At 68.1% G+C, this 24,431-nt stretch carries 24 protein-coding genes; 4 read left to right on the forward strand and 20 right to left on the reverse strand.

Going from position 1 to position 24,431, the window contains the following annotated elements:
* Window positions 1-12 precede the first annotated feature (12 nt).
* The 10 genes from N4R40_RS06595 to prmC all read right to left on the reverse strand — a co-directional run bounded on the left by N4R40_RS06595 (window position 13) and on the right by prmC (window position 8,558).
* A complete protein-coding gene (locus N4R40_RS06595; RefSeq protein WP_261606574.1) occupies window positions 13-927 on the reverse strand; it encodes a F0F1 ATP synthase subunit gamma in 915 nt (304 codons plus the stop codon).
* Between the two features lie 18 nt (window positions 928-945).
* Window positions 946-2,586, reverse strand: a complete 1,641-nt coding sequence (atpA, locus tag N4R40_RS06600; RefSeq protein ID WP_261606575.1) for a F0F1 ATP synthase subunit alpha — start codon at window positions 2,584-2,586, stop codon at window positions 946-948.
* 74 nt (window positions 2,587-2,660) lie between these two features.
* The gene (locus N4R40_RS06605; protein ID WP_261606576.1) at window positions 2,661-3,449 is read right to left on the reverse strand and encodes a F0F1 ATP synthase subunit delta; all 789 of its coding nucleotides are present in this window, start codon (window positions 3,447-3,449) and stop codon (window positions 2,661-2,663) included.
* Window positions 3,449-3,997, reverse strand: a complete 549-nt coding sequence (locus N4R40_RS06610; RefSeq protein WP_261606577.1) for a F0F1 ATP synthase subunit B — start codon at window positions 3,995-3,997, stop codon at window positions 3,449-3,451. Before N4R40_RS06610 ends, N4R40_RS06605 begins: the two co-directional genes overlap by 1 nt.
* A gap of 28 nt (window positions 3,998-4,025) precedes the next feature.
* Entirely contained in the window at window positions 4,026-4,262 is a 237-nt protein-coding gene (gene atpE / locus N4R40_RS06615; RefSeq protein WP_067226465.1) for an ATP synthase F0 subunit C, read from the reverse strand.
* 46 nt (window positions 4,263-4,308) lie between these two features.
* Window positions 4,309-5,097: a F0F1 ATP synthase subunit A gene (gene atpB / locus N4R40_RS06620; protein WP_315902489.1), complete on the reverse strand. Its 789-nt coding sequence runs from the start codon at window positions 5,095-5,097 to the stop codon at window positions 4,309-4,311.
* 128 nt (window positions 5,098-5,225) lie between these two features.
* Window positions 5,226-5,729 carry a hypothetical protein gene (locus N4R40_RS06625; protein ID WP_261606578.1) on the reverse strand — a complete coding sequence of 168 codons (504 nt, stop codon included), beginning with the start codon at window positions 5,727-5,729 and terminating at the stop codon, window positions 5,226-5,228.
* A complete protein-coding gene (locus tag N4R40_RS06630) occupies window positions 5,729-6,901 on the reverse strand; it encodes an MraY family glycosyltransferase (RefSeq protein ID WP_261606579.1) in 1,173 nt (390 codons plus the stop codon). Before N4R40_RS06630 ends, N4R40_RS06625 begins: the two co-directional genes overlap by 1 nt.
* Entirely contained in the window at window positions 6,898-7,626 is a 729-nt protein-coding gene (locus N4R40_RS06635) for an L-threonylcarbamoyladenylate synthase (RefSeq protein ID WP_261606580.1), read from the reverse strand. Before N4R40_RS06635 ends, N4R40_RS06630 begins: the two co-directional genes overlap by 4 nt.
* A 50-nt stretch (window positions 7,627-7,676) precedes the next feature.
* Window positions 7,677-8,558 carry a peptide chain release factor N(5)-glutamine methyltransferase gene (prmC, locus tag N4R40_RS06640; RefSeq protein ID WP_261606581.1) on the reverse strand — a complete coding sequence of 294 codons (882 nt, stop codon included), beginning with the start codon at window positions 8,556-8,558 and terminating at the stop codon, window positions 7,677-7,679.
* Between the two features lie 96 nt (window positions 8,559-8,654).
* Between prmC and cysK (N4R40_RS06645) the strand changes: the two genes are divergently transcribed.
* From cysK (N4R40_RS06645) to epsC, 3 genes are read left to right on the forward strand one after another with little or no spacing between them, the layout of a single operon-like run.
* Window positions 8,655-9,590, forward strand: a complete 936-nt coding sequence (cysK, locus tag N4R40_RS06645; RefSeq protein ID WP_261606582.1) for a cysteine synthase A — start codon at window positions 8,655-8,657, stop codon at window positions 9,588-9,590.
* A gap of 1 nt (window position 9,591) precedes the next feature.
* Window positions 9,592-10,542: a cysteine synthase A gene (gene cysK / locus N4R40_RS06650; protein WP_261606583.1), complete on the forward strand. Its 951-nt coding sequence runs from the start codon at window positions 9,592-9,594 to the stop codon at window positions 10,540-10,542.
* Window positions 10,543-10,556: 14 nt separating this feature from the next.
* Complete coding sequence (epsC, locus tag N4R40_RS06655; RefSeq protein WP_261606729.1) at window positions 10,557-11,108, forward strand: serine O-acetyltransferase EpsC; 552 nt, start codon at window positions 10,557-10,559, stop codon at window positions 11,106-11,108.
* A gap of 84 nt (window positions 11,109-11,192) precedes the next feature.
* On the opposite strand, the gene N4R40_RS06660 is transcribed toward epsC, so the two are convergent.
* From N4R40_RS06660 to N4R40_RS06705, 10 genes are all read right to left on the reverse strand, one after another.
* Window positions 11,193-11,594: a hypothetical protein gene (locus tag N4R40_RS06660; protein ID WP_261606584.1), complete on the reverse strand. Its 402-nt coding sequence runs from the start codon at window positions 11,592-11,594 to the stop codon at window positions 11,193-11,195.
* Between the two features lie 42 nt (window positions 11,595-11,636).
* Window positions 11,637-12,713 (reverse strand): peptide chain release factor 1, encoded by a 1,077-nt coding sequence (gene prfA, locus N4R40_RS06665; RefSeq protein ID WP_261606585.1) that lies wholly within the window; start codon window positions 12,711-12,713, stop codon window positions 11,637-11,639.
* Between the two features lie 5 nt (window positions 12,714-12,718).
* On the reverse strand, window positions 12,719-14,728 hold the full coding sequence (gene rho / locus N4R40_RS06670) for a transcription termination factor Rho (RefSeq protein WP_261606586.1): 2,010 nt from the start codon (window positions 14,726-14,728) through the stop codon (window positions 12,719-12,721).
* A 160-nt stretch (window positions 14,729-14,888) separates the two neighbouring features.
* The gene (thrB, locus tag N4R40_RS06675) at window positions 14,889-15,821 is read right to left on the reverse strand and encodes a homoserine kinase (RefSeq protein WP_261606587.1); all 933 of its coding nucleotides are present in this window, start codon (window positions 15,819-15,821) and stop codon (window positions 14,889-14,891) included.
* A gap of 20 nt (window positions 15,822-15,841) precedes the next feature.
* Window positions 15,842-16,921: a threonine synthase gene (gene thrC / locus N4R40_RS06680; protein WP_261606730.1), complete on the reverse strand. Its 1,080-nt coding sequence runs from the start codon at window positions 16,919-16,921 to the stop codon at window positions 15,842-15,844.
* 19 nt (window positions 16,922-16,940) lie between these two features.
* On the reverse strand, window positions 16,941-18,269 hold the full coding sequence (locus N4R40_RS06685) for a homoserine dehydrogenase (protein ID WP_261606588.1): 1,329 nt from the start codon (window positions 18,267-18,269) through the stop codon (window positions 16,941-16,943).
* Window positions 18,266-19,675, reverse strand: a complete 1,410-nt coding sequence (gene lysA / locus N4R40_RS06690) for a diaminopimelate decarboxylase (RefSeq protein ID WP_261606731.1) — start codon at window positions 19,673-19,675, stop codon at window positions 18,266-18,268. The genes N4R40_RS06685 and lysA overlap by 4 nt, the downstream gene beginning before the upstream one ends.
* 125 nt (window positions 19,676-19,800) lie before the next feature.
* On the reverse strand, window positions 19,801-20,625 hold the full coding sequence (locus tag N4R40_RS06695) for an LmeA family phospholipid-binding protein (protein WP_261606589.1): 825 nt from the start codon (window positions 20,623-20,625) through the stop codon (window positions 19,801-19,803).
* A 4-nt stretch (window positions 20,626-20,629) separates the two neighbouring features.
* Window positions 20,630-22,297, reverse strand: a complete 1,668-nt coding sequence (locus tag N4R40_RS06700) for an arginine--tRNA ligase (RefSeq protein ID WP_261606590.1) — start codon at window positions 22,295-22,297, stop codon at window positions 20,630-20,632.
* 408 nt (window positions 22,298-22,705) lie between these two features.
* Window positions 22,706-23,551 carry a transglutaminase-like domain-containing protein gene (locus N4R40_RS06705; RefSeq protein ID WP_261606591.1) on the reverse strand — a complete coding sequence of 282 codons (846 nt, stop codon included), beginning with the start codon at window positions 23,549-23,551 and terminating at the stop codon, window positions 22,706-22,708.
* Window positions 23,552-23,666: 115 nt separating this feature from the next.
* Here N4R40_RS06705 and N4R40_RS06710 point away from each other — a divergent pair, with 115 nt between their 5' ends.
* Window positions 23,667-24,425 (forward strand): SGNH/GDSL hydrolase family protein, encoded by a 759-nt coding sequence (locus N4R40_RS06710; RefSeq protein ID WP_261606592.1) that lies wholly within the window; start codon window positions 23,667-23,669, stop codon window positions 24,423-24,425.
* Window positions 24,426-24,431: the final 6 nt, after the last annotated feature.

A 24,431-nucleotide genomic window follows, 5' to 3' on the forward strand; every position in this document is an offset into this window, starting at 1 on the left:
TTCGGTTGGGTATTACTTGCTGCTCGACAGAGCGTCGGCGCCGCCGACGATCTCCGCGATCTGCTGAGTGATCTCCGCCTGGCGCGCGTTGTTGCGCAGACGCGTGTAATCGGTGATGAGGTTGTCCGCGTTGTCGCTGGCCGACTTCATGGCCTTCTGCGTCGCGGCGTGCTTGGCGGCGGAGGACTGCAGGAGGGCGTTGAACACCCGGCTCTGCACGTACACCGGCAGCAACGCGTCGAGGACGACCTCGGGGCTCGGCTCGAACTCGTACAGCGGGTACACCTGCTGAGGCGCGGCCTGTTCGTTCGAGATCTCCTCGGCCTCGACGACCTCGAGCGGCAGCAGCCGGACGGTCTCGGGCTCCTGCGTCATCATGCTGACGAAGCGGTTGAACACGAGGTGGATCTCGTCCACGCCGCCCTCTTGATCGCCGCCACGGTCGTAGGCGTCCAGAAGGGCACCCGCGATCTGCTCGGCCGTGTTGAAGTGCGGCGTGTCGGTGTCACCGCTCCACTCGCCCGCCCACGGCATCTGCCGGAACTGGAAGTAGCCGACGGCACGGCGACCGACGAGGAAGTACACCGGCTCGCGGCCCTCGCTGCGCAGGAGTTCGCCCAGCTGCAGACCCTCACGGAGGATCTGCGAGTTGAAGGCACCGGCCAAGCCTCGGTCCGACGCGAAGATCACGACGGCCGAGCGCTTGATGTCCTCGCGCTCCGTGGTCAGCGGGTGGTGGATGTTGGAGTGGGTGGCGACGGCTGAGACGGCACGCGTCACGGCCCGCGCGAAAGGAGAGGATGCGCGAACGCGCGTCATCGCCTTCTGAATGCGCGAAGCCGCGATGAGTTCCATCGCCTTCGTGATCTTCTTGGTCGTCTGAGCAGAAGAGATCTTCTGCTTGTAGACCCGGAGTTGTGCGCCCATGGCTGAAGAACCCCGGCGTCAGCCGCGGCGACCCTTGACGATCTTCTCCTGGTTCACGTCATCCACGTTCGCTGCGGCGATCTCCTCGTGACCCGGCGCATTGATCGCCTGTCCCGAGCCGGCCTGGAACTCCAGGACGAAATCATCCGTGCGCTTCTCGAGCTCGGCGAGGGTGGCGTCGTCGAGGACGTTGGTCTCGCGGAGCGTGTCGAGAATCGACGTGTTGCGCTTCAGGTAGTCCAGAAGGTCACGCTCGAAGCGGAGCACGTCTTCCACGGCGATCGTGTCGAGCTTGCCATTCGTGCCGGCCCAGATCGAGACGACCTGCTCCTCGACCGGGTACGGGTCGTACTGGGGCTGCTTGAGCAGCTCGGTCAGACGCGCACCACGCTCGAGCTGACGGCGCGATGCCGCGTCGAGGTCGGAGGCGAACATCGCGAACGCCTCGAGCGAGCGGTACTGGGCGAGCTCGAGCTTGAGCGTTCCCGAAACCTTCTTGATCGACTTGACCTGAGCGTCACCACCGACACGCGACACCGAGATACCCACGTCGACCGCGGGACGCTGGTTGGCGTTGAAGAGGTCGGACTGGAGGAAGATCTGGCCGTCCGTGATCGAGATCACGTTGGTGGGGATGTACGCCGACACATCGTTGGCCTTCGTCTCGATGATCGGGAGCCCGGTCATCGATCCCGCGCCCAGCTCGTCGGAGAGCTTCGCGCAACGCTCGAGCAGACGCGAGTGCAGGTAGAAGACGTCACCCGGGTAGGCCTCACGGCCCGGCGGACGACGAAGAAGCAGCGACACGGCACGGTAGGCCTCGGCCTGCTTCGACAGGTCATCGAAAATGATCAGGACGTGCTTGCCGCCGTACATCCAGTGCTGACCGATGGCCGAGCCGGTGTAAGGGGCGAGGTACTTGAAGCCGGCGGGGTCGGAAGCCGGAGCCGCGACGATCGTCGTGTACTCCATGGCACCGGCATCCTCGAGCGCACCCTTGACGGAGGCGATCGTGGAGCCCTTCTGGCCGATGGCGACGTAGATGCAGCGGACCTGCTTGTTGACGTCGCCGGACTCCCAGTTGGCACGCTGGTTGATGATCGTGTCGATCGCGATCGCCGTCTTGCCGGTCTGGCGGTCACCGATGATGAGCTGGCGCTGGCCGCGGCCGACGGGGATCATGGCGTCGATCGCCTTGATACCGGTCTGCATCGGCTCGTGAACGCTCTTGCGGCTCATGACGCCGGGCGCCTGGAGCTCGAGGGCGCGACGGCCTTCGTTCGCGATCTCGCCGAGACCGTCGATCGGGTTGCCGAGCGGGTCGACGACACGGCCGAGGTATCCGTCGCCGACGGCGACCGAGAGCACCTCACCGGTACGCGTGACCTTCTGGCCCGCAACGATGCCGGAGAACTCGCCGAGGACGACGACACCGATCTCGTCTTCGTCGAGGTTCAGCGCGAGGCCCTCTACGCCGTTGTCGAAGCGAACGAGCTCGTTCGCCATCACGCCGGGCAGGCCCTCGACGTGCGCGATGCCGTCGGCGGCGTCGACGACCGTGCCGACCTCCGTCGCGGCTGCGCCGGCGGGCTCGTACGCCGCGACGAAGTCTTTCAGCGCGTCACGGATGACATCGGGGCTGATGGACAGTTCTGCCATGGTGTTCCTTTACGTGAATGATCTGGAGGCTGGGCGAGAACCCGGCCGTGTCCGCTCCGGTGGAGCGGGAAGTTCTAGCCCGCGAGCCGCTGCCGCAGGTCACCCAGTCGGGACGAGACGGTGGCGTCGATCACGTCGTCGCCGATCTCGACCCGGAGACCGCCGACGACCGTGGGGTCGACGACGACATTGAGTTCGACCTGACCGCCGTAGCGCTGGCCGAGCGATGCACCCAGACGCGACAGCTGGGCGTCGCTGAGCGCAACGGCCGAGTACACCGTGCCGACGATCCGGCCGCGCTGCTCGGCGACAAGCTCCTTGGCCCAGGTCAGCAACGCGCGCACACGACGATCCCGCGGCTGCCGCACGAGCGATGACGCGATCAGCACCGTCGCCGCACCGGCACGGCCGGACAACAATGCCTCGATGAGCGTGCCCTTCGCCGCGGCATCACCGAGACGGCTGCCGAGCGCCAGCTCGAGCTCGGGATTCGCCGCGACCGTGCGCGAGACCTCGAACAGCTCCCCCGCGACATCGGTCGCAGGTTCGGCGATCGATGCGGCGCGGATGGCCAGTTCTTCGATGCCCTCGACGAGGTCGGCCGAAGAAGACCAGCGCTGGGCGGCGATCGCGTTCAGCAGGGTCACCGTGACCGGCGCCGAGCCTCCGAAGACGTCGGCGACGACCTTCTGCCGCGCGGCGACCGGAGCCGCCGCGGCAGCCAGCGCGCCGCTCAGCTGGGGGGTGTCCCCGAGGGCGCGCGCGGCCGCGAACAGCTCGCGTGCGACGTCGAGGTCGACACCGGTCGCGGCGTCCAACGCCGCGGTCACTGCCGCCCGTGCCTGAGTGGTCGCGCTGCCCATTACTTGGCCGCCTCGGACGCTTCGAGCTCGGCGAGGAAGCGGTCGACGACGGCCTGAGCCTTCGCGTCGTCGGAGAGAGTCTCCCCGATGACGCCGCCGGCCAGGTCGAGCGCGAGCGTGCCGACCTCGCTGCGCAGCGAGACGAGAGCGGACTGCCGCTCGGCCTCAATCTGCGTGTGCGCGGCTGCCGTCAGACGCGACGCCTCGGTGGAGGCGGCATCCTTGGCTTCGGCGACGATCTTCTTGCCGTCCTCACGGGCGGCATCGCGGATCTCGCCGGCTTCCTTGCGCGCCTCAGCGAGCTGGGAGGTGTACTCCACGAGTGCCGCTTCGGCCTTGCGCTGGGCCTCGTCGGCCTTGGCGATGTTGCCCTCGATGGCGGCAGCGCGCTGGTCGAGCATGTCCTTCATCTTCGGAAGAGCGATCTTCCAGAAGACGAACAGGATGATGACGAAGCACACGGCCGACCAGATGATGTCGTACCACGCGGGGATGAGCGGGTTGGGTGCCGCTCCCTCCTCCGCCGCATACGCGACAAGATTCAGCATCCTGTCTCCTTAAGACTGGTGGGCGAGATCAGAAGCCGAAGATGAAGGCGGTGGCGATACCGATGAAGGCGAGCGCCTCGGTGAAGGCGATACCGATCCACATCAGGACCTGCAGGCGACCGGCCAGCTCGGGCTGGCGGGCGACGCCCTCGATCGTCTTGCCGACGACGATGCCCACACCGATGGCGGGACCGATGGCGGCGAGGCCGTAACCGACCGTCGCGATCGAGCCGGTGATGTCAGCGAGAACCGTAGTTGCGTCCACGGGTGTTTCCTTTCGGGGTTGGGTGGGAGGGCATGCGCCCTCCCGCTCAGTGCTCTTCTGCTACCGCGAGCTGGATGTAGACCGCGGTGAGGATGGTGAAGACATACGCCTGGAGGACAGCTACCAGGATCTCGAACAGGGTGAAGGCGAAACCGAACGCGAGCGAACCCGCGGCCAGTGCCGACCACCAACCACCCAGATCGAGCAGGAAGAACTGCGTGGCCGCGAAGAACAGCACCAGCAGCAGGTGACCGACCATCATGTTCATGAGGAGTCGGAGCGTGAGGGTGACCGGGCGGATCACGAAGGTCGAGATCAGTTCGATCGGCGTGACGATGATGTAGATCGGCCACGGCACACCGGAGGGGAAGAGCGAGTTCTTGAAGAAGTTCTTCGGGCTCTTCTTGATGCCGGCGTAGATGAAGGTGACGTAGCTGACGAGTGCCAGCAACAACGGAACGGCGATGATGCTCGTGCCGGCGAGGTTCAGGAACGGGATGACTCCCGTGATGTTCATGAACAGGATCATGAAGAAGATCGTCGTCAGGATCGGCAGGAACCGGCGGCCGTCCTTCTTGCCCAGCAGGTCTTCGGCGATGTTGACGCGGACGAAGTCCAAGCCCATCTCGACGATCGACTGGAAGGGCTTCGGAACGATCCGCATGCGGCGCGTGCCGAGCACGAAGATCACCACGATCGCGATCGTCGAGAGGAACTGGATCAGATGGATCCGGGTGACGGGGATGCCGACGATGTCGAAGAGAACTTCCGGGAAGAACTCATTGATCGACGGTCCGTGGAATTCGGGTCCGTCTTCGGCAGTCTGTGCGATCAAAGTCGCGGCTAGATTGAACAGCGCTGGCTCCAGCTTCGGGGCGTCGGCGTGAACCGATGCGACGATGGTCGGTGTGAGCGTCACTGCGCACGCACATCGCGGGTGCGAGCGGGCGCAGGGATAGCGTATCAGCCCCGGGGCGGGTTATCGTCCGCCGCGGGACCCTTCCCCTCTTCCGGGAGGTCGGCGAGGGTCGGGAGTGTCACGTCACTCGCGTGCGGGATCCGCATCCGCGACATGACCACGACGTCGATCACGAGCGAGACGATGACGCTGATCACGAGCGCGACGAAAAAGACGCCCTGATTCAGCCACGGCTGGCCGCGCAGCACGAACAGCACGACGATCAGCAGGACGAACTTCACCAGCCACGCGCCCATCACCGACCCGAAGAAGATCGGGATGTACAGCGGGTCGCCGAACCAGCGATTGGCGAAGAGGATGCTGCCCCCGGTGAGGCCGAGGAACACCGCCGTGAGCATGACGGCGATCAACGCACTCCAGAGACCCTCCGGTCCCCCGACGAGATAGCCCACGACGGCGCCCATCACGGCGAGGGTCCCCGTGGCCACGGCGGACCACATCAGTGTCGTGCGCAAAACGGGCGTGCTGGAGACGGTCGGTCGGGACATCAGACTCTCTGTTCGATCGAAGGGGGGACGGCGGCCGGCGAAGGCGGCGTCGCCGTGGAGGGAAGGAGTGTGACGACCACGCAGGCCACCGCACCGAGGACGAGATAGGCGACGCCCGGCCAGTAGTCGCCGGGCCAATCGACGGTCGTGCCGATGTACATGAGAAGCACACCCAGGCTCACAACAGCTGTCCAGGCGTAGAAGATCAGGACCGCGTCGCGGTCACTGTGACCCATGTCGAGCATGCGGTGGTGCAGATGCTTGCGGTCGGGCGAGAACGGCGACTTGCCTCGGGCCATGCGCCGGACGATCGCCATGCCGAAATCGAGCAACGGCAGGAGCACGACGACGACGGGCAGCAGGATCGGGATGAAGGCACCGAGCAACTGCGAGCGGCCGAACACATCGTTGTCACCGAGAAGTCCGGGATCGAGGCTGCCCGTGACCGCAATGGCCGAGGCCCCCATGAGCAAACCGATCAACAGCGCCCCCGAGTCACCCATGAAGAGCTTCGCGGGGTTCCAATTGAGCGGCAGGAAGCCGACGCAGACGCCGATCAGCACGATCGCGATGAACGACGCGAGATTCGAGTAGCTCGACGACCCGAGGTCGCGCGAGACGAGGTAGGTGTAGACGAAGAAGACACCGTTGGCGATGAGCGCGACGCCCGCGACGAGGCCGTCGAGCCCGTCGATGAAGTTGACGGCGTTCATCACGATCACGATCGCCAGGACCGACAGTGCGAAGCTCACCCAACTCGACACGATGACCTGGACGCCGAGCGGGATGGCGTAGATCTGAATGCCGCCGAACCCCACGACGATGCCCGCCGCCAGGAACTGCGCGCCGAGTTTGATCATCCAGTCCAAGTCCCAGAGGTCATCCGCGACACCGACGATCACGATCAGCAGCGCCGCCCCGATGATCGACCAGTTGACGGCCGGATCGGTCCAGATGATGTCGAAATACGGCACGTGCGAAGACAGCGCGAAGGCCGCGACGACGCCGAGGAACATGCCGACACCGCCGATACGCGGCTTCGGCGTCGTGTGCACGTCGCGTTCGCGGATCTCGGGGTAGATCTTGTACCGCATGCCCACGCGCCACACGATCCACGTGAAGGCGAGGGTCGCGGCAGCCGTCAAGATGACGGTGAAGAGATAGAAGGTCACGCCGGTCCGCCGGTGACGCCCGGCGCCGCACCGTGACCCTCGTGGAGGTGCTCCGGGTCCGGCTCGAGGAGATCGCCGAGGACGGTGCGCAAGGCTGCCCGCGAGACGACGCCGTCGCGGAGCACCCGAACCGGGCGCGCCTCATCCTGGGGACCGACCAGTCCGGTCGCATCGATGATCGTCGAGGCGATGCCCGTCGTCGACATGCCGCCGTCGAGGTACACGGCGACACTGTCGCCGAGCATGTCGCGCGCACCGTCGATGTCGATCGCCGCCGATTGTCCCGTGAGATTCGCGCTGGAGACCGCGAGCGGCCCGCACTCTTCGAGCAATTCGAGAGCGATGCGCTCGGCCGGCATCCGGATGGCGACGGTGCCGTTCGTGTCGCCGAGATCCCAGGAGAGAGAAGGCTGAGCGGGGAGCACGATCGTGAGTCCCCCGGGCCAGAACTCGTCGACGAGCCGCTCGATCGGTTCGGGGACCTCGGCCACGAGGGCCCGTGCGGTCGCGAGCCCCGCGACGAGTACCGGTGGCGGCGACTGCCGTCCGCGCCCCTTCGCCGCGAGCAAGCGGGCGACGGCGGACGCGCTGAACGCGTCGGCAGCGACACCGTAGACGGTGTCGGTGGGCATCACGATCAGCTCGCCACGACCGATGGCCTGGCGGGCCCGGCGCATTCCCGGCAACAGCTGCTCGGGATCGCGACAATCGAAGAGGGGTGACATGGCGCATCCATTCTACGGCGGAGCGCCACCGGCACCCACGACGGGCCGCGTCAGGCCCGGATGGCCGTGGTCGCGCGGTCGCGGGTGGTCAAGTCCGGATGGGTCGCCGCGGCGCGCCATCCGTCGCTCGTGAGCAGTTCGCGGATCGGCGTGCCCTGCCATTCGCCGTGCTCGATGATCAGCGTCCCGCCGGGGTGGAGGAGCCGACGCGCGACGCCGGAAAGAATGCGGACGACGTCGAGCCCGTCTGCACCTCCGTAGAGTGCGGTCGGGGGGTCCCAGAACCGCACCTCCGGGTCACGCGGGATGGCGGCATCCGGAACGTACGGCGGGTTCGACACGACGACCGAGACCCTGCCGTCGAGCTCGGGGAACGCGGCCGCGAGGTCGACGAAGGCGAGACGTGCGTGCGGCGCATGCTCGGCGAAGTTCTCTTTCGCCCAGACGAAGGCATCCACCGCGTTTTCTGCGGCATGGATCTCGGCGTGCGGCACTTCCGTCGCCATCGCGAGCGCGAGGGCACCCGACCCCGTGCCGAGGTCGACGCCGATCGGGGCATCCCCCGGCATCGCCCGCAACGCATCGATCGCGAGCTGGGCGACCATTTCCGTCTCGGGCCGCGGGACGAAGACCCCGGGGCCCACCCGCAGTTCCAGGTGGCGGAACGGCGCCAGGCCGGTCAGGTGCTGCAGGGGTTCGCGCGCCGCACGGCGAGCGATCAACGCGTCGAACACCGGCGTCTGCGCCGGTGCGGCGTCGCCACGGAAGGCCGCCGCGGCGAGCGCACCCCGGCTGAGCCCGAACACGTGCGCCGCGAGGAGTTCCGCATCGGCATCCGGAGTGGGCACCCCGGCGTCGGCGAGGGTCGCGGAAGCACGGCGCAGCAACTCGGAGAGAGCCTCGGGCGCGCGGGATTCGTGCACAGCAGTCATGGGTGCGACCAGCCTAGCCGTGAAGATTCGTCACATTCGGCCGGGGTGGGGCAGGCCGAATTAGGCTGGACCGACTCCCGTATGAAAGGCAGACCCATGTCCGGCATCCACTCCGACATCACGAGCGCGTTCGGCAACACCCCCCTGGTACGTCTGAATCGCATCAGCGAAGGACTGCCCGGCACGGTGCTCGCCAAGCTCGAGTTCTACAACCCCGCTTCCTCCGTCAAGGACCGCCTCGGGATCGCGATCGTCGACGCCGCCGAAGCGTCCGGTGCACTGCAGCCCGGCGGCACGATCGTCGAGGGCACGAGCGGCAACACCGGCATCGCGCTCGCCATGGTGGGAGCTGCCCGAGGCTACAAGGTCATCTTGACGATGCCGTCCTCGATGTCGATCGAGCGTCGCCTGCTGCTGAAGGCCTACGGTGCGGAGCTCATCCTCACCGAACCTGCGCTCGGCATGAAGGGCGCCGTCGCGAAGGCCGAAGAGATCGCCGCGGCCACGCCGGGCGCCGTCCTGGCGCAGCAGTTCGCCAACGAAGCCAATCCTGCGATCCACCGCACGACCACGGCGGAGGAGATCCTCCGCGACACCGACGGCGAAGTCGGCTACTTCGTGGCGGGTATCGGCACCGGCGGCACCATCACCGGCGTCGGCCAGGTCCTGAAGGAGCGCGTCCCGGGCGTGCAGATCGTCGCCGTCGAGCCGGCCGACTCCCCGCTGCTGACGACGGGCACGCCGGGACCGCACAAGATCCAGGGCATCGGCCCGAACTTCATCCCGCCGATCCTCGACCAGTCGGTCATCGACGAGGTCCAGGACGTGTCCTTCGACGATTCGATCCGCGTCGCCCGCGACGTCGCGACGAAGGAGGGAATCCTGGTGGGAATCTCCTCGGGTGCCGCCATCTGGGCTGCGCTCGAAGTCGCGGCCCGCCCCGAGGCCGAAGGCAAGAACATCGTCGTGATCGTGCCGTCCTTCGGCGAGCGGTACCTGTCGACGGCGCTGTACGAGCACCTCCGCGACTGACGTGCCCGGCATCCACCCCGACATCACCACGGCGTTCGGCGACACCCCGCTGGTTCGCATCCACGCCCTGACCGAGGGGCTGGATGCCGAGGTCCTCGCCAAGCTCGAGTTCTACAACCCGGGCGCGTCAGTGAAAGATCGTCTCGGATTCGCGCTCATCGAGGCGGCCGAGCAGTCCGGACAGCTCCAGCCGGGCGGCACGATCGTCGAATCCACGAGCGGGAACACGGGCATTGCCCTGGCCCTGATCGGGGCAGCGCGCGGGTATCGCGTGATCCTCACGATGCCGGCGTCGATGTCGAAGGAGCGCCGGACGATCCTCAAGGCCTACGGCGCAGAACTCGTCCTCACCAATCCGCACAAGGGCATGACCGAAGCGGTGGATGCCGCCGCACAGATCGTCGCCGAGACGCCCGGCGCGATCCTCGCGCGTCAGTTCGAGCACGAGGCGAACGCCGCGATCCACCGCCGGACCACGGCGGAGGAGATCTGGCGTGACACGGACGGCCGCATCGACTGGTTCGTCGCGGGCTCCGGGACGGGCGGGACGATCACCGGTGTCGGACAGGCGCTGAAGGCCAAGAATCCCGCGCTCAAGGTCGCCCTCGTCGAGCCGAAGGACTCCCCCGTCCTGACCGAGGGGCGGGCCGGTGGGCACCGGATTCAGGGCATCGGGCCGAACTTCGTCCCGGAGGTGCTCGACCGCACGGTCGTCGACGAGATCTTCGACGTGGAGTTCGACGACGCGATCCGCGTCGCGCGCGAGCTCGCGACGCGCGAAGGGATTCTCGCGGGGATGTCGGCGGGCGCGGCGGTCTGGGCGGCGCTCGAGATCGCGGCACGCCCCGACGCGGCCGGGCAGCGGATCGTCGTGATCGTGCCGGATGCCGGTGAACGCTACCTGTCGACCGCGCTGTATGCGCATCTCCGCGACGAGGAGGGGGCAGCGTGAGCGCGTTCGCCCGTATGCGCGAAGACCTCGCCGCCGCGAAACTCCGTGACCCCGCCGCCCGCAGCGGCCTGGAGATCGCGGTGCTCTACTCGGGCCTGCACGCGATCTGGTCGTACCGGGTGGCCCACGTGCTGTGGGAGCGCGGCCTGCGCTTTCCCGCGCGGGCGCTGTCGCAGCTGACCCGGTGGCTCACCGGTGTCGAGATCCATCCGGGCGCACAGGTCGGCCGACGGTTCTTCATCGACCACGGGATGGGTGTCGTCATCGGCGAAACCGCCGAAATCGGCGACGACGTCATGCTGTACCACGGGGTCACCCTGGGCGGACGCACCCGCGAGGGTGGGAAGAGGCATCCGACCCTCGGTGACGGCGTCGCGGTCGGCTCGGGTGCGAAGATCCTCGGGCCCATCACGATCGGCGCGGGCTCGGTCATCGGCGCCAACGCCGTCGTCACGCGCGATGCGCCGGAAGACTCGGTGCTCGTGGGCGTCCCCGCCAAGGCGCGCCCCCGCTCGACCGGCGAGGAGACCCGGGGCATCCTGACGGCGCCCGAGTATTTCATCTGACCGTGTCCCACTTATGGTCGGTTCACGCCGGTCAGAGCGACCGAATGTGGGACATACTCCGCCGCAAGTGGGACATGCAGAGGGTCAGGCGGCGCGGCGCTCCTGCACCTGCTTCTTGATGAAGAGCGGTGGCAGCAGCCAGGTTGCGAGCGCGGTGACGACCCAGACGATCACGGGCGCGAGCAACCACGCGACCGGTTGGGAAATCGATAGCCCCGCCTGCGGGATCAGGACGACGATCAGGATCGCGACGAATGTCGAGATGATCCCGATACCCCCGAGCATGGCCGGCGCGTGACGCCGGGTGATCGTGAACACCCAAGGGGCGAGGACACTCTGGATCACCGCGAAGATCAGGACCGCCAGAACGAACCCCCACCAGTTGCTCCAGTCGATGTGGAACCCCTCGAGGATGAGGTCGGCGGCGATGAGGCCGATGGCGGCAGAGACGACGAAGATCGCCGCGCGGATGAGGAACGTGATCATGGCTCGAACCTAGCGCTTCCCGCCCGGACCATCGCGCAGATGTCAGTCTGCGGCGAGTGCGGCCAGTTGTGCCTCTTCGTCGGCGCTGATCGCGGACTGGATGAGCGGCTCGAGCGCGCCGTCCATCACCTGATCGAGGTTGTACGCCTTGTACCCGGTGCGGTGGTCGGCAATGCGGTTCTCGGGGAAGTTGTAGGTGCGGATCCGCTCGGAGCGGTCCATCCCGCGGATCTGCGAACGCCGGGCGTCGGATGCCGCGGCATCCAACTCTTCCTGCTGCTTGGCGAGGATGCGGGCGCGGAGGACGCGCATCCCGGCCTCGCGGTTCTGCAGCTGGCTCTTCTCGTTCTGCATCGACACGACGATCCCGGTGGGCAGGTGGGTGATGCGCACGGCCGAATCGGTCGTGTTGACGGACTGCCCGCCCGGCCCGGAGGAACGGAACACATCGATCTTCAGATCGTTCGGGTCGATCTGGACCTCTTCCGGCTCGTCGACCTCCGGGAAGACGAGCACGCCGGTCGTCGACGTGTGGATGCGGCCCTGCGACTCGGTCGCCGGCACCCGCTGGACGCGGTGCACACCACCCTCGTACTTCAGATGCGCCCAGACGCCCTGCGCGGGGTCGGTGGAGGACCCCTTGATGGCAACCTGGACGTCTTTGTAGCCGCCGAGATCTGACTCGTTGCGCTCGAGGAGCTCCGTCTTCCAGCCCTTCGACGCCGCGTACTGCAGATACATCCGGAGCAAGTCAGCGGCGAACAGTGCCGATTCGGCACCGCCCTCGCCGCCCTTGATCTCCATGATCACGTCGCGGGCGTCATCCGGGTCGCGCGGGATCAGCAGGCGACGGAGGCGCTCCTGCGCCGCGGCGCGCTGCTCGTCGAGCGCGGGGACTTCCGCCGCGAAGGCGTCGTCCTCGCGGGCGAGCTCGCGTGCCGCGTCGAGGTCGCCGTCCGCCGCCACCCACGCATCGTAGGCGGCGACGATCCGACTGAGCTCGGCATAGCGGCGGTTGACGCGCTTGGCGCGCCGCGCATCGGCGTGCAGCGCCGGATCGGAGAGTTCCTCCTGAACGGCGCGATGCTCGTCGATCAGTCCCTTGACGGACTCGAACACGTCGATCAGCGGATGCTGTTCTCGTGCCCGTGGCTGTTCCCACCGGCGGCGGGTGCGGGCATCGACTTCTGCATCTGGACGAGGAACTCGACGTTGCTCGAGGTCTCCTTCAGCTTGCCGAGGACGACCTCGAGAGCCTGCTGCGGGTCGAGACCGGCGAGGGCGCGACGCAGCTTCCAGGTGATCTTGACCTCATCGGCGCTGAGCAACATCTCCTCACGGCGCGTGGACGATGCGTTGACGTCGACGGCGGGGAAGATGCGCTTGTCGGCGAGCTGACGCGAGAGGCGCAGCTCGCTGTTGCCGGTGCCCTTGAACTCTTCGAAGATCACGTCGTCCATCTTGGAACCGGTCTCCACGAGTGCCGTGGCGAGGATCGTGAGCGATCCACCGTTCTCGATGTTGCGCGCGGCGCCGAAGAAGCGCTTGGGCGGGTAGAGCGCCGACGCGTCGACGCCACCGGTGAGCACGCGGCCCGACGTCGGCGCCGTGATGTTGTAGGCGCGGCCGAGGCGGGTGATCGAGTCGAGCAGCACGACGACGTCGCGACCGAGCTCGACGAGACGCTTGGCGCGCTCGATGGCGAGTTCGGCGACCGTCGTGTGGTCCTCGGCGGGACGGTCGAAGGTCGACGCGATGACCTCACCCTTGACGGTGCGCTGCATGTCGGTGACCTCTTCGGGCCGCTCGTCGACGAGCACGACCATGAGGTGGACCTCGGGGTTGTTCGTCGCGATCGCGTTTGCGATCTGCTGCAGGACGATCGTCTTGCCGGCCTTCGGCGGCGCGACGATGAGTCCGCGCTGGCCCTTGCCGATCGGGGCGACCAGGTCGATGATGCGCTGGGTCAGCTTCTCCGAACCCGTCTCCAGGCGCAGCCGCTCCTGGGGGTAGAGCGGGGTGAGGTCGCCGAACTCGACGCGTCCCGCGGCATCCTCGACGGACAGTCCGTTGACGGAATCGACCTTGACGAGCGCGTTGTACTTCTGGCGGCTGGACTGCTCGCCCTCGCGCGGCTGCTTGATCGCACCGACGACGGCGTCGCCCTTGCGCAGGTTGTACTTCTTGACCTGGCCGAGCGACACGTAGACGTCGCTCGTTCCGGGGAGGTAGCCGGTCGTCCGCACGAACGCGTAGTTGTCGAGCACATCCAGAATGCCGGCGATCGGAATGAGGACGTCGTCCTCGCCGATCTCGGTGTCGAACTCGTCGGTCGGACCGCTCTGACCGCGACGCTTGGTCGGACGCTGACGACCGCGACCGCCGCTCTGCGGCTGGTCGTCCTCGTCGGCCTTGTCCTCGGCGGGCGCGGCCGGCTGGTTCTGGGTGGCCGGCGCGTTCTGCGCGTTGCCGTTCTGGCCGTTCTGCGCGTTGCCGTTGCGGTTGCGGCTCCGGCTCCGGCTGCGACCCCGCGAGCGACCGCTGGTCTCGCCGTCAGCGGGTGCCTGGCCGTCCGTCGCGGTCTCGCCCTCGGTGGCGGACTGAGCATCGTTCGAGGGCGTGCTGTCTGCGGCGGGCGCCACGTCAGCGGACGTGGCCTCTTCTGCAGGCGCGGCGTCGGCAGCGGGTGCCTCGTCGGCGGCTGGCGCGGCGTCGGCAGCGGGCTGGTCGGATGCCGGCGCATCGGCAGCGGCTGCCTCGGCGGGCGCGGCGTCCGCGGCGGGGACATCGGAGCTCTTCGCGCGGCGCGGGGCGCGCTTGCGGGGCGCCTTCGCAGCCGCGGCGGGCTTCTCGGCGGGAGCCTCGTCCGCGGCGGGAGCCTCGTCCGCAGGCGCCTCGACGGGAGCTTCCTGGACGGCTGCGTCGGCCGCGGGAGCCTCGTCAGCAGCGGGAGCCTCGTCAGCAGCGGGAGCCTCCTCAGCGGGGGCTTCCTGGACGGCTGCGTCGGCGACGGGGGCCTCCTCGACAGGGGTTTCCTCAGCGACGGCGGGGGCTTCGGCGGCGACGTTCTGGGCCGCGGCATCCTCGTCGGCGATCTGGTTTTCTTCGGTCTGGGTCTCGGAGAGGGACTCCACGAGTTCTCCTTCAGTAGCACGTGGACAGGGCAACTGCATCGTGCGCCGTCCACGACAGGCGCGTAGTCCCGTGCGGACATCGTGAATCCGAACCGGATATCGGATGGCGGTGCAACGGGGGTGTGATGCAGGGGTTCGCAGATTGCGACGGAGGCCAGATTCACGCGCGAGGCGTGGAACCCTCCGGATTGTCCCTCACTGTACCACCCCGGACGTCGACAGCCAGCATGCGGGCCTCCCACGGGGTGTCGGTGACGGATGCGGCGAGCTCCGCCGCAGCCAAGCGCTGACCGGGGCCATCGGCGAGGACGAGGACGCTCGGACCCGCGCCCGAGACGACGGCCGCGAAGCCCTCGGCGCGAAGTGTACGGACGAGCCGATCGGTCGCCGGCATGGCGTGCGCACGGTAGGACTGATGCAGCTTGTCCTCGGTCGCCGCCATCAGCAGCTCAGGGCTCTGGGTGAGTGCCGCGATCAGCAGCGCCGACCGTGACACGTTGAACACGGCATCCTCCCGCGGCACCTGGAGCGGCGCCAGTCCACGTGCGACCGAGGTCGACATCGTGAAATCCGGGACGAAGACGACGGGCGAGACACCCCGGTGCACGAGAAGCTTCTTGTGCTGCGGGCCGGATTCATCCATCCAGGCGATCGTGAGTCCGCCGAACAACGCCGGAGCGACGTTGTCGGGGTGACCTTCCAGCTCCGTCGCGAGACGCAGCAGGGTGGCATCGTCGAAGTCGACCTCGCCGGCCAACAGGCCCTTCGCCGCCAACAGGCCCGCCACGACCGCTGCACCGGACGATCCCATTCCCCGCCCGTGCGGGATCGTGTTGTGCGCCTCCAGACGGATGCCCGGGAGCGTACGCCCGACCGATTCGAAGGCGTACGCCATCGCGCGTACGACGAGGTGCGACGCGTCGGTGGGAACATCGGCCGCGCCCTCACCGGAGACGACGATCTCCAGCCCCGGTTGCGGAAGCTGTGTGACCGTCACATCGTCGTACGCGCTGAGCGCGAGGCCCAGCGTGTCGAAGCCGGGGCCGAGGTTCGCACTCGTCGCGGGCACGCGGACGGTGACAGGCGCAGGCATGCCACCCGCCTCGCTCGTGGTCATGCCTGGGGGGCGAGCTCGAGCACGGCGGCGACCTCGCTGGTCGACGCGTCGACGACCGTGGGGGCAACTTCGGAACCATCCGCGTTGCGGAGGGCCCACTGGGGGTCCTTGAGTCCGTGCCCGGTGACGGTCAGCACGACCTTGGAGCCGGCGGGGATCACACCCGCGTCAGCGCGGTCGAGGAGCCCTGCGACGCTGATCGCCGAGGCGGGCTCGACGAAGACACCGACGGTGCCGGCCAGGAGCTTCTGGGCGGCGAGGATGCGGGCGTCATCGATCGCGCCGAACCAGCCGTCGGTCGCGTCGCGCGCCTCGAGGGCGAGCTCCCACGATGCCGGGTTGCCGATGCGGATCGCCGAAGCGATCGTCTCGGGGTTGCGCACGATCTCCCCACGGACGAGCGGCGCGGAGCCTTCGGCCTGGAAGCCGAACATCCGCGGCACCGTGGTCGACACCCCACGGGCGGCCTCTTCGCGGTAGCCACGCGAGTACGCCGTGTAGTTGCCGGCGTTGCCGACCGGGATGAAGTGGAAGTCCGGCGCATCGCCGAGTTGGGAGACGACCTCGTAGGCCGCGGTCTTCTGACCCTCGATGCGGTCCGGGTTGACCGAGTTCACGAGGTGGACCGGATAGTGCTCGGCCAGCTCGCGCGCGATCTCGAGGCAGTCATCGAAGTTGCCACGCACCTGGATCAAGCGCCCGCCGTGGATGACGGCCTGGCTGAGCTTGCCCATCGCGATCTTGCCCTCGGGGACCAGAACAGCAGCCGTGATCCCGGCGTGTGCTGCATAGGCCGCAGCCGACGCGGACGTGTTGCCGGTCGACGCGCAGATGACGGCCTTCGCGCCGTGCTCGACGGCGCGCGAAAGCGCGACGGTCATCCCGCGGTCCTTGAAGGAGCCGGTCGGGTTCATTCCCTCGAACTTGATGTAGACGTCAGCGCCGGTCATCTGCGAGAGCGATGCTGCCGGAATCAGCGGGGTGCCGCCCTCTCCCAGCGTGACGACCGTCGATGCGCCCGTGACGCCCAGCCGATCGGCGTACTCGCGCATGACGCCCTGCCACACATGAACCATCTTCGTGTTCTCCGCCATGTCAGTCTCCTTCTACTCGCAGAACCGAAACAACCCGCTCCACGACGCCGCTCGCGGCGAGGTGATCGACCGTTTCGCTGAGATCTTGCTCGAGCGCTCGGTGGGTTCCGATGACGATGCGGGCCACTCCCGGATCGCCGTTCTTTTCTGTCAACACGGTCTGCTCGACCGTCGCGATCGACACGCGACCCTCGCTCAGGATGCCGGCGACCGTCGCAAGGACCCCCTGCTCGTCCGACACCTCAAGCGTGATCTGGTAGCGGGTGGTGACCCGCCCTATCGGCAGCACAGGCAGGTTGGCACGGGTGGACTCGCCCACCCCGACGCCGCCGGCGATGTGCCGGCGCGCCGCAGAGACGACGTCGCCGAGCACGGCCGACGCGGTCTGCACGCCACCGGCACCCGCGCCGTAGAACATGAGATTGCCGGCGGCTTCGGCCTGCACGAACACCGCATTGTTGGCGCCGTGGACGCTGGCCAACGGGTGCTCACGGGGAACGAGAGCGGGATACACGCGCACCGAGATCGCGTCGCCGGTCGGCTCCGCCGCGTCATCGCCGACGATCCGCTCACACACGGCCAGGAGTTTGATGACGAACCCGGCGTGACGGGCAGCATCCATCACGTTCTTGTCGATCTGGGTGATGCCCTCGCGGTGGACGGCCTCGAGCGGAACGGCCGTGTGGAAGGCGAGAGAGGCGAGGATGGCCGCCTTCTGCGCGGCGTCGTAGCCTTCGATGTCGGCCGTGGGGTCGGATTCGGCGTAACCGAGCGCCTGGGCATCGGCGAGGACATCGGCGAAGTCGCTGCCCTCGCGGTCCATCCGGTCGAGGATGTAGTTCGTCGTGCCGTTGACGATGCCCATGATGCGCTGCACGCGGTCGCCCGCGAGCGAATCGCGCAGCGGCCGGATGATGGGGATCGCGCCGGCGGCCGCCGCCTCGTAGTACACCGAAGCGCCCACTTGATCGGCCGCGTCGAAGATCTCCGGGCCGTGTGTGGCCAGGAGGGCTTTGTTGGCGGTGACGACGTCGGCGCCGGAGTTCAGGGCCTGCAGGATGTACTCGCGGGCCGGCTCGATGCCACCCATCAGCTCGATCACGATGTCTGCACCGAGGATCAATTCCGCGGCATCCGTCGTGAACAGTTCCCGCGGCAGGTCCGTCTCGCGCGGCGCATCGAGATCGCGGACGGCGATCCCCACGATGTCCAGGGCCGCACCGGCCCGGTCGGCCAGTTCATCTCCGTGCTTGCGCAGCAGATCGGCGACCTGCGAGCCGACGGCTCCGGCACCCAGCAGCGCCACGCGTAGGCGGCGGTAATCGGTCACTTCGACTCCTCGGTGTTGATGCCGGCATCGCGCACCAGCAGATCGTCGATCGTCTCGCCCCGCACGATCACGCGCGCCGCGCCGCCTCGCACAGCGACGACGGGCGGACGGGGGACGAAGTTGTAGTTACTGGCGAGCGAGTAGCAATAGGCGCCGGTGGCAGGCACCGCCAGCAGATCGCCGGGGGTGATGTCTCCCGGCAGATACTCGGCATCCACGACGATGTCGCCGGACTCGCAGTGGCGCCCGACGACGCGCGCGAGCGCGGCGGGTGCGGCGGATGTCCGCGACGCGATGCGTGCGGAATACTGCGCGCCGTAGAGGGATGGGCGCGCGTTGTCGCTCATTCCGCCATCGACACTCACGTACAGGCGGGTGAGGTCGTCGCTCACCTGCACGGGCTTGACCGTGCCGGTCTCGTACAGGGTGATGCCGGCGCGGCCGATGATCGTGCGACCGGGTTCGAACGCGAGCGTCGGCAGCGGGATGCCGCGGACATCGCACTCGCGGGCGACCGCGTCGACGATGCCGTCGGCGAGTTGTTCGATCGGAGTCGGGGTATCGACGGAGGTATAGGCGATACCGAACCCGCCACCGAGGTTGAGAACCGGGATCTCTCCCCCGGCCGACAGCTCGGCGTGGAGCTCGACGAGACGCCCCGCGGATTCCTGGAAGCCGGAAGTTCCGAAGATCTGCGAGCCGATGTGGCAGTGCAGGCCCAGGAAGTTCAGAGACGGCAGGTCGCGGATGCGGGCGACGAAAGCCGCAGCATCCGTCAACGCGAACCCGAACTTCTGGTCTTCGTGAGCCGTCGCGAGGAAGTCATGGGTCTCGGCGTGGACGCCGCTGTTGACCCGGACGAGAACCGACTGCACGACGCCGCGCCGCTCGGCGATCGCGGCGAGACGTTCGAGCTCGATCTCGCTGTCGAGGACGACGGACCCGATGCCGATCTCGACGGCCTGCGTGAGCTCGGCCACGGACTTGTTGTTGCCGTGCAGAGCGATCCGCGCCGGATCGGCGCCGGCGGCGAGCGCCACGGCGAGTTCACCGGCCGTGGCGACATCGACGGCGAGCCCTTCGCCGGTCACCCAGCGCACGACCTCGGTCGACAGGAACGCCTTGCTTGCGTAGTAGACGCGCGCCTGCGTGCCGTGGCGGGCGGCTGCGGTCTCAAACGCCTCGCGCACCTGCCGGGCGCGGGAGTGGACAGCATCCTCGTCCAGCACATAGAGCGGCGTGCCGAACTCTTCGCGGAGGTGCGTCACCGAGGCTCCGGCGATCTGCAGCACACCGTGCGCATCACGGGCGGCGGATGCCGGCCAGACCGCGGCCGCGAGCGCGTTCGCGTCATCCGGGACGGCGAGCCAGTCGGGCACGAGCGGGCGGTCGGGGGCGACAGACACGAGGGGCACCAATCGGATGGGATGCAGACGGCGGGCGGCGTGTTCACGCTCCGGCCATCCGGGCAGACGGTTCTTGCAGTCTAGGGCACCGGCGCGCGACGGCCCGTCGTGTGACGCCGCGCGAGTCAGGAGCAGGTTCCGCGCGAGGCGGCGCCGCTCTCCTGCAGGATCGCGCTGTCGATCTCGAAGTCGGCGACGACCTCGTCCCGCTCGACGGCGATCGCGGTCAGCGTGAGCGCGCTGGGCAACTGATCGGCGATGCAGACATCCCAGTCGCGGAGGACGGTGGACGCGATCGCGCCGAACTGCTGTGTGAGCGCCTCTGCGGAGAGCTCCGCGCCGCCGACCTGGAGCGACGAGGGGGTGAGCACGATGTCGCCGCCCTCGGCGCGCGGGGTGAGCGACACGCCCACCGGCACGCTGAGCGCGAAGAGCCGGAGCTCGAAGCTTGCCGCCACATCCGGGGAATCGAGCGTGACCGAATCAGCGGGGAAGCCGTCGACCTGCGCGAGGAGGGAGCGGAGCTGGTCCTCGTCGAGGGTGACCCTCGCGAATGCGCCGCTCCAGTCACCGCCCCGCAGCGGGACGTCCTGTGCGGTGACGCTGACGTCGGCGGTGATTCCCTCGAGCGGCACATCCTCTGACGAGATCGACAGGTCGGCGAAGCTCCCCACGATCAGCTGCGGGATCATGGGCCCGGGCACGTCGATGTCGATCTGTTGATCGGCCGGGAGGGAGAGCTGCGTGACCACCTGGTCGCGGATCGTCTTCATGACGATGCCTCGCGCGATGTACTCCCCCGCGAACCAGGCACCGATGATGAGCGCCACGACGGCGAGCACCGCGACCAGCCATGGCCAGCGGCGGCGTGTCGCGGGCGCCGCGTCGCTGGAGAGCACCCAGCGCGCATCCGGGTCCGGAAGTGGCTGCGTCGGATGCTCGTCGGTCACGTCGTCACATCCGTTCGGGCGCACTCACGCCGAGGAGGTCCAGGCCGTTGCGGAGCACCTGACCGGTCGCATCGTTCAGCCACAGACGCGTGCGGTGGAGGTCGGTGACCTCCTCGTCACCCAACGGAGTGACGCGGCAATTGTCGTACCAGCGGTGGTACAGGCCCGCGAGCTCCTCGAGATAGCGCGCGACGCGGTGGGGTTCGCGCACGTCGGCGGCGAACGCGACCACCCGCGGGAACTCCTGGAGCGCGCCGAGGAGCGCCGATTCGGTCTCGTGGTCGAGGAGCTCCGGCACGAACGCCTCGCGGGTCACGCCCGAATCCGCGGCGTTGCGACCGACGTTGTGCGTGCGGGCGTGGGCGTACTGCACGTAGAAGACGGGGTTGTCGTTCGTCCGCTTCGTGAGCACTTCGGGATCGAGGGTCAGCGGCGAGTCGGCCGGGTACCGCGCGAGCGAGTACCGCAGTGCGTCGGTGCCCAGCCATTCACGCAGGTCGTCGAGCTCGATGATGTTGCCCGCGCGCTTGGAGAGCTTCGCGCCGTTGATCGACACCAGCTGGCCGATCAGCACCTCGATGTCGCGGTCCGGGTCGTCCCCGGCGGCACCCGCGAGGGCCTTCAGACGGTGGACGTAGCCGTGGTGATCGGCGCCGAGCAGGTAGATCTTGTGCGCGTAGCCGCGATCGCTCTTGTTCAGGTAGTAGGCGGCATCCGCCGCGAAGTACGTGTACTCCCCGTTCGAGCGGCGGATGACGCGGTCCTTGTCGTCGCCGAAATCGGTCGTGCGCACCCACACCGCGTCGTCCTGATCGAAGACGTGACCCTGCGCGCGGAGACGGTCGACCGCGTCGTCCACGAGGCTCGGCTCACCGTTGGCACCCTTCGCGTGGAGCGTCCGCTCGCTGAAGAAGACGTCGAAGTGCACGTTGAAGTTCTCCAGCGACGCCTGCAGGTCACCCAGCTGGAGCGCGTACGCGAGGTCGCGGGCCGTGTCGAGTTGGGCGTCGCCCGGCAGATCGAGCAGATCGGTGCGCTGGGCGAGCACGCGCCGGGCGAGTTCGTCGATGTACGACCCCGGGTAGCCGTCCTCGGGGATCGGCTCCCCCTTCGCGCGGGCGAGCACCGAACGACCGAACCGTTCCATCTGTGCACCGGCATCGTTGATGTAGAACTCGCGGACGAGAGTCGCGCCACTCGCGAGCAGCACGCGGGCGATCGCGTCGCCGAGGGCCGCCCAGCGGGTGTGGCCGATGTGCATGGGACCGGTCGGGTTGGCGCTGACGAACTCGAGGTTGATGGTCTGACCGCGCTGAGTGTCGTTCGAACCGAAGGCAGCTCCGGCATCCACGATCGTCTTGGCGAGCGCACCGGCCGCACCGGCTTCGAGGCGGATGTTGATGAAGCCGGGCCCGGCGACCTCGACGCTCGCGACGCCGTCGGTCGCGGTGAGGGCGGCGGCGATCTCGGCGGCGAACTCGCGCGGATTCGCGCCGAGGCCCTTCGCGAGCTTCATCGCGGCGTTGGAGGCCCAATCGCCGTGATCGCGGTTCTTCGGGCGCTCGATCACGAAGTCCTCAGCCACCCATCCTTCGCTCGATCCCGGGAGTCGAGCCTCGGCGAGCGGGCTGACGACGGCGAGCAGGGCGGCGGAGAGCGCTTCAGGATTCATAACGCGCCAATTCTACCGGCGCTCTCGCACCCGTCCCGTGTGCCCAGCGGTCCGGTCGCAGGGCCCCTACGCCGCAAGTCGCCCCTGGAGCCCCAAAAGTGCGCACCAACCCCAGGCGCCATACGACGGAGCCACCCCCGCGCCGCGGCCCGGTGCCACCCCGACATGTGCCGTATTCAGTCTCCCCGCGAACTGCCCGGCGCTACTCCCCCGTCATGACGCGGAGCACGGGCTGGCCGGCCCGCGTGCAGACTGAATATGGGCCGCGGACACACGCGATCGCGCGTGCCCCGGGTGGGTGAGGGTCCCGGGGGGCCGGTCGCACGGTCCGGTCGCCGCAAGCCGACCCGTGAGCCTCAGGAGTTCACACCAGCAACGGGTGCCATACGACTGAGCAGAGTGCGGGTGTCACGCGAGCTGGATCAGCTCGGCGATGTCGTCGGCGGCGGGATCGGATGCCGTGATCGCGGCGTCGAGTGCCGCAACATCGGCCGCGTCGTCGGCGAGAATGCACGCGTCGACCTGCATGCGCTGGAGGCCCACGTGCCCGCCGTGATAGCTGAGGAACGCACAATCGGCGGCGTCGCGGCCGGTCGCAATGCGCACGAGCGAGCGCCGGTTGGCGAGCCGCGTCGCGTCGATCACGTACCAGCTCCCGTCGAGATAGGCCTCGGCGACCGCGTGGAAATCCATCGGCTGCAGACCGGGCGCGAAGCACGCGGCATACCGAGCGGGCATGTCCATCGCGCGCAGCAGCGCGATCACGACGTGCGCATAGTCACGGCAGACGCCTTGACCGGTCATGAGCGTCGTCACGGCCGAGTCGGTCCCCTGGCTGAGCCCGGGCGTGTACGTCGTGCTGGAGGCGACGAATTCACTCACGGCCGTGATGAGATCGATGCCCTGGAGCCCGCGGAACTGCCGCCGCGCCTGCGAGAAAACCTCATCGGACTGGCAGTACCGACTCGGACGCAGGTAGGTGATGGCCTCGAGGTCGCTCGTGGACCGCTGCGCGACCTGGCCGTCGATGACCGCTTCGTAGCGCACGTGGAGGGGCCCGGCCTCGCCGAGCACGCGGTGCAGGCGGCTACCCGACTGGTCGACGACTTCGGTCGGCGTGTACACGCGATCGCCCTGGGTGAACGTCAGTTCCTCACGCACGACGGGCGCCGGTTGAGCGGCCGAGATCTGAAAAATCAGGTCGACGGATGACCCCAGTTCCAGGTCGAGTTCAGCGGTCAGGATGCGTTGCACCGAAGTATCCTCGCATGCCCGGAGGGGTGCTTCTGCACCGGCGGTTTCCGACCCACAATCACTCCGGTCACACGAACGTTTGGGTGCGGGGAAGCGGCTGACATACCCTCTACCCATGACGGCGTCCGGCATCCCTCTGCGACGAGTTCCCGCGTGGGTTCTCGCCGGCCTCGCCGGGATGCTGACATTGGCCGCGGTCGTCGCGATCTGGCGCCCGTGGGCGACCCCCGAAGCGACCGTTGCCGCCGGTGCCGGACAGTCCGCCGTGCAGGTCACTCCCGAGGATCTCGACCTTCCCGAGAACCCGACCGTGCTGATCTTCGGCGACTCGTGGACCTACGGCTCCGCCGCCACCCTTCCCGAGCTCGGGTACGCCTACGTGGTTGCCGACATCGCAGAGTGGACGACGGTCGTCGATGGTGTGCGCGGGAGCGGGTATTTGAAGGCCGGCATCGATGGTCCTGCCTTCGGCGCGCGGATCGCTGAACTTGACCCCGCGATCGCGCCGGATCTCATCATCGTCCAGGGGTCGATCAACGACCGGTTGTTGTATCCGACCGGCTACGCGGATGCGGTCGATGCGGCATGGGACGCGCTCGCGGCGACGTATCCGTCCGCTCGGATCGTGATCCTGGGCCCCGCTCCGCACGTCCTGCCGGTGGAGTCGTCTACCGCGGCGATCGACCGCGAACTCGCCGGTCTCGCCGCTGCACGTGGCTGGTGGTACGTCTCGCCGGTGCACGGTGCGTGGATCACGCCCGAGAACTATGCCAACGTGATCGACACGGGAGTGGGTCGCCAGCACCCGTCGACGGCCGGTCATCGCTACCTCGCCGAGCGACTCGACGCGGCGGTCGATGCGATCTCGCGGTGATAGTCT

Source organism: Microbacterium memoriense (assembly GCF_025398275.1).
Taxonomy (GTDB): domain Bacteria; phylum Actinomycetota; class Actinomycetes; order Actinomycetales; family Microbacteriaceae; genus Microbacterium; species Microbacterium memoriense.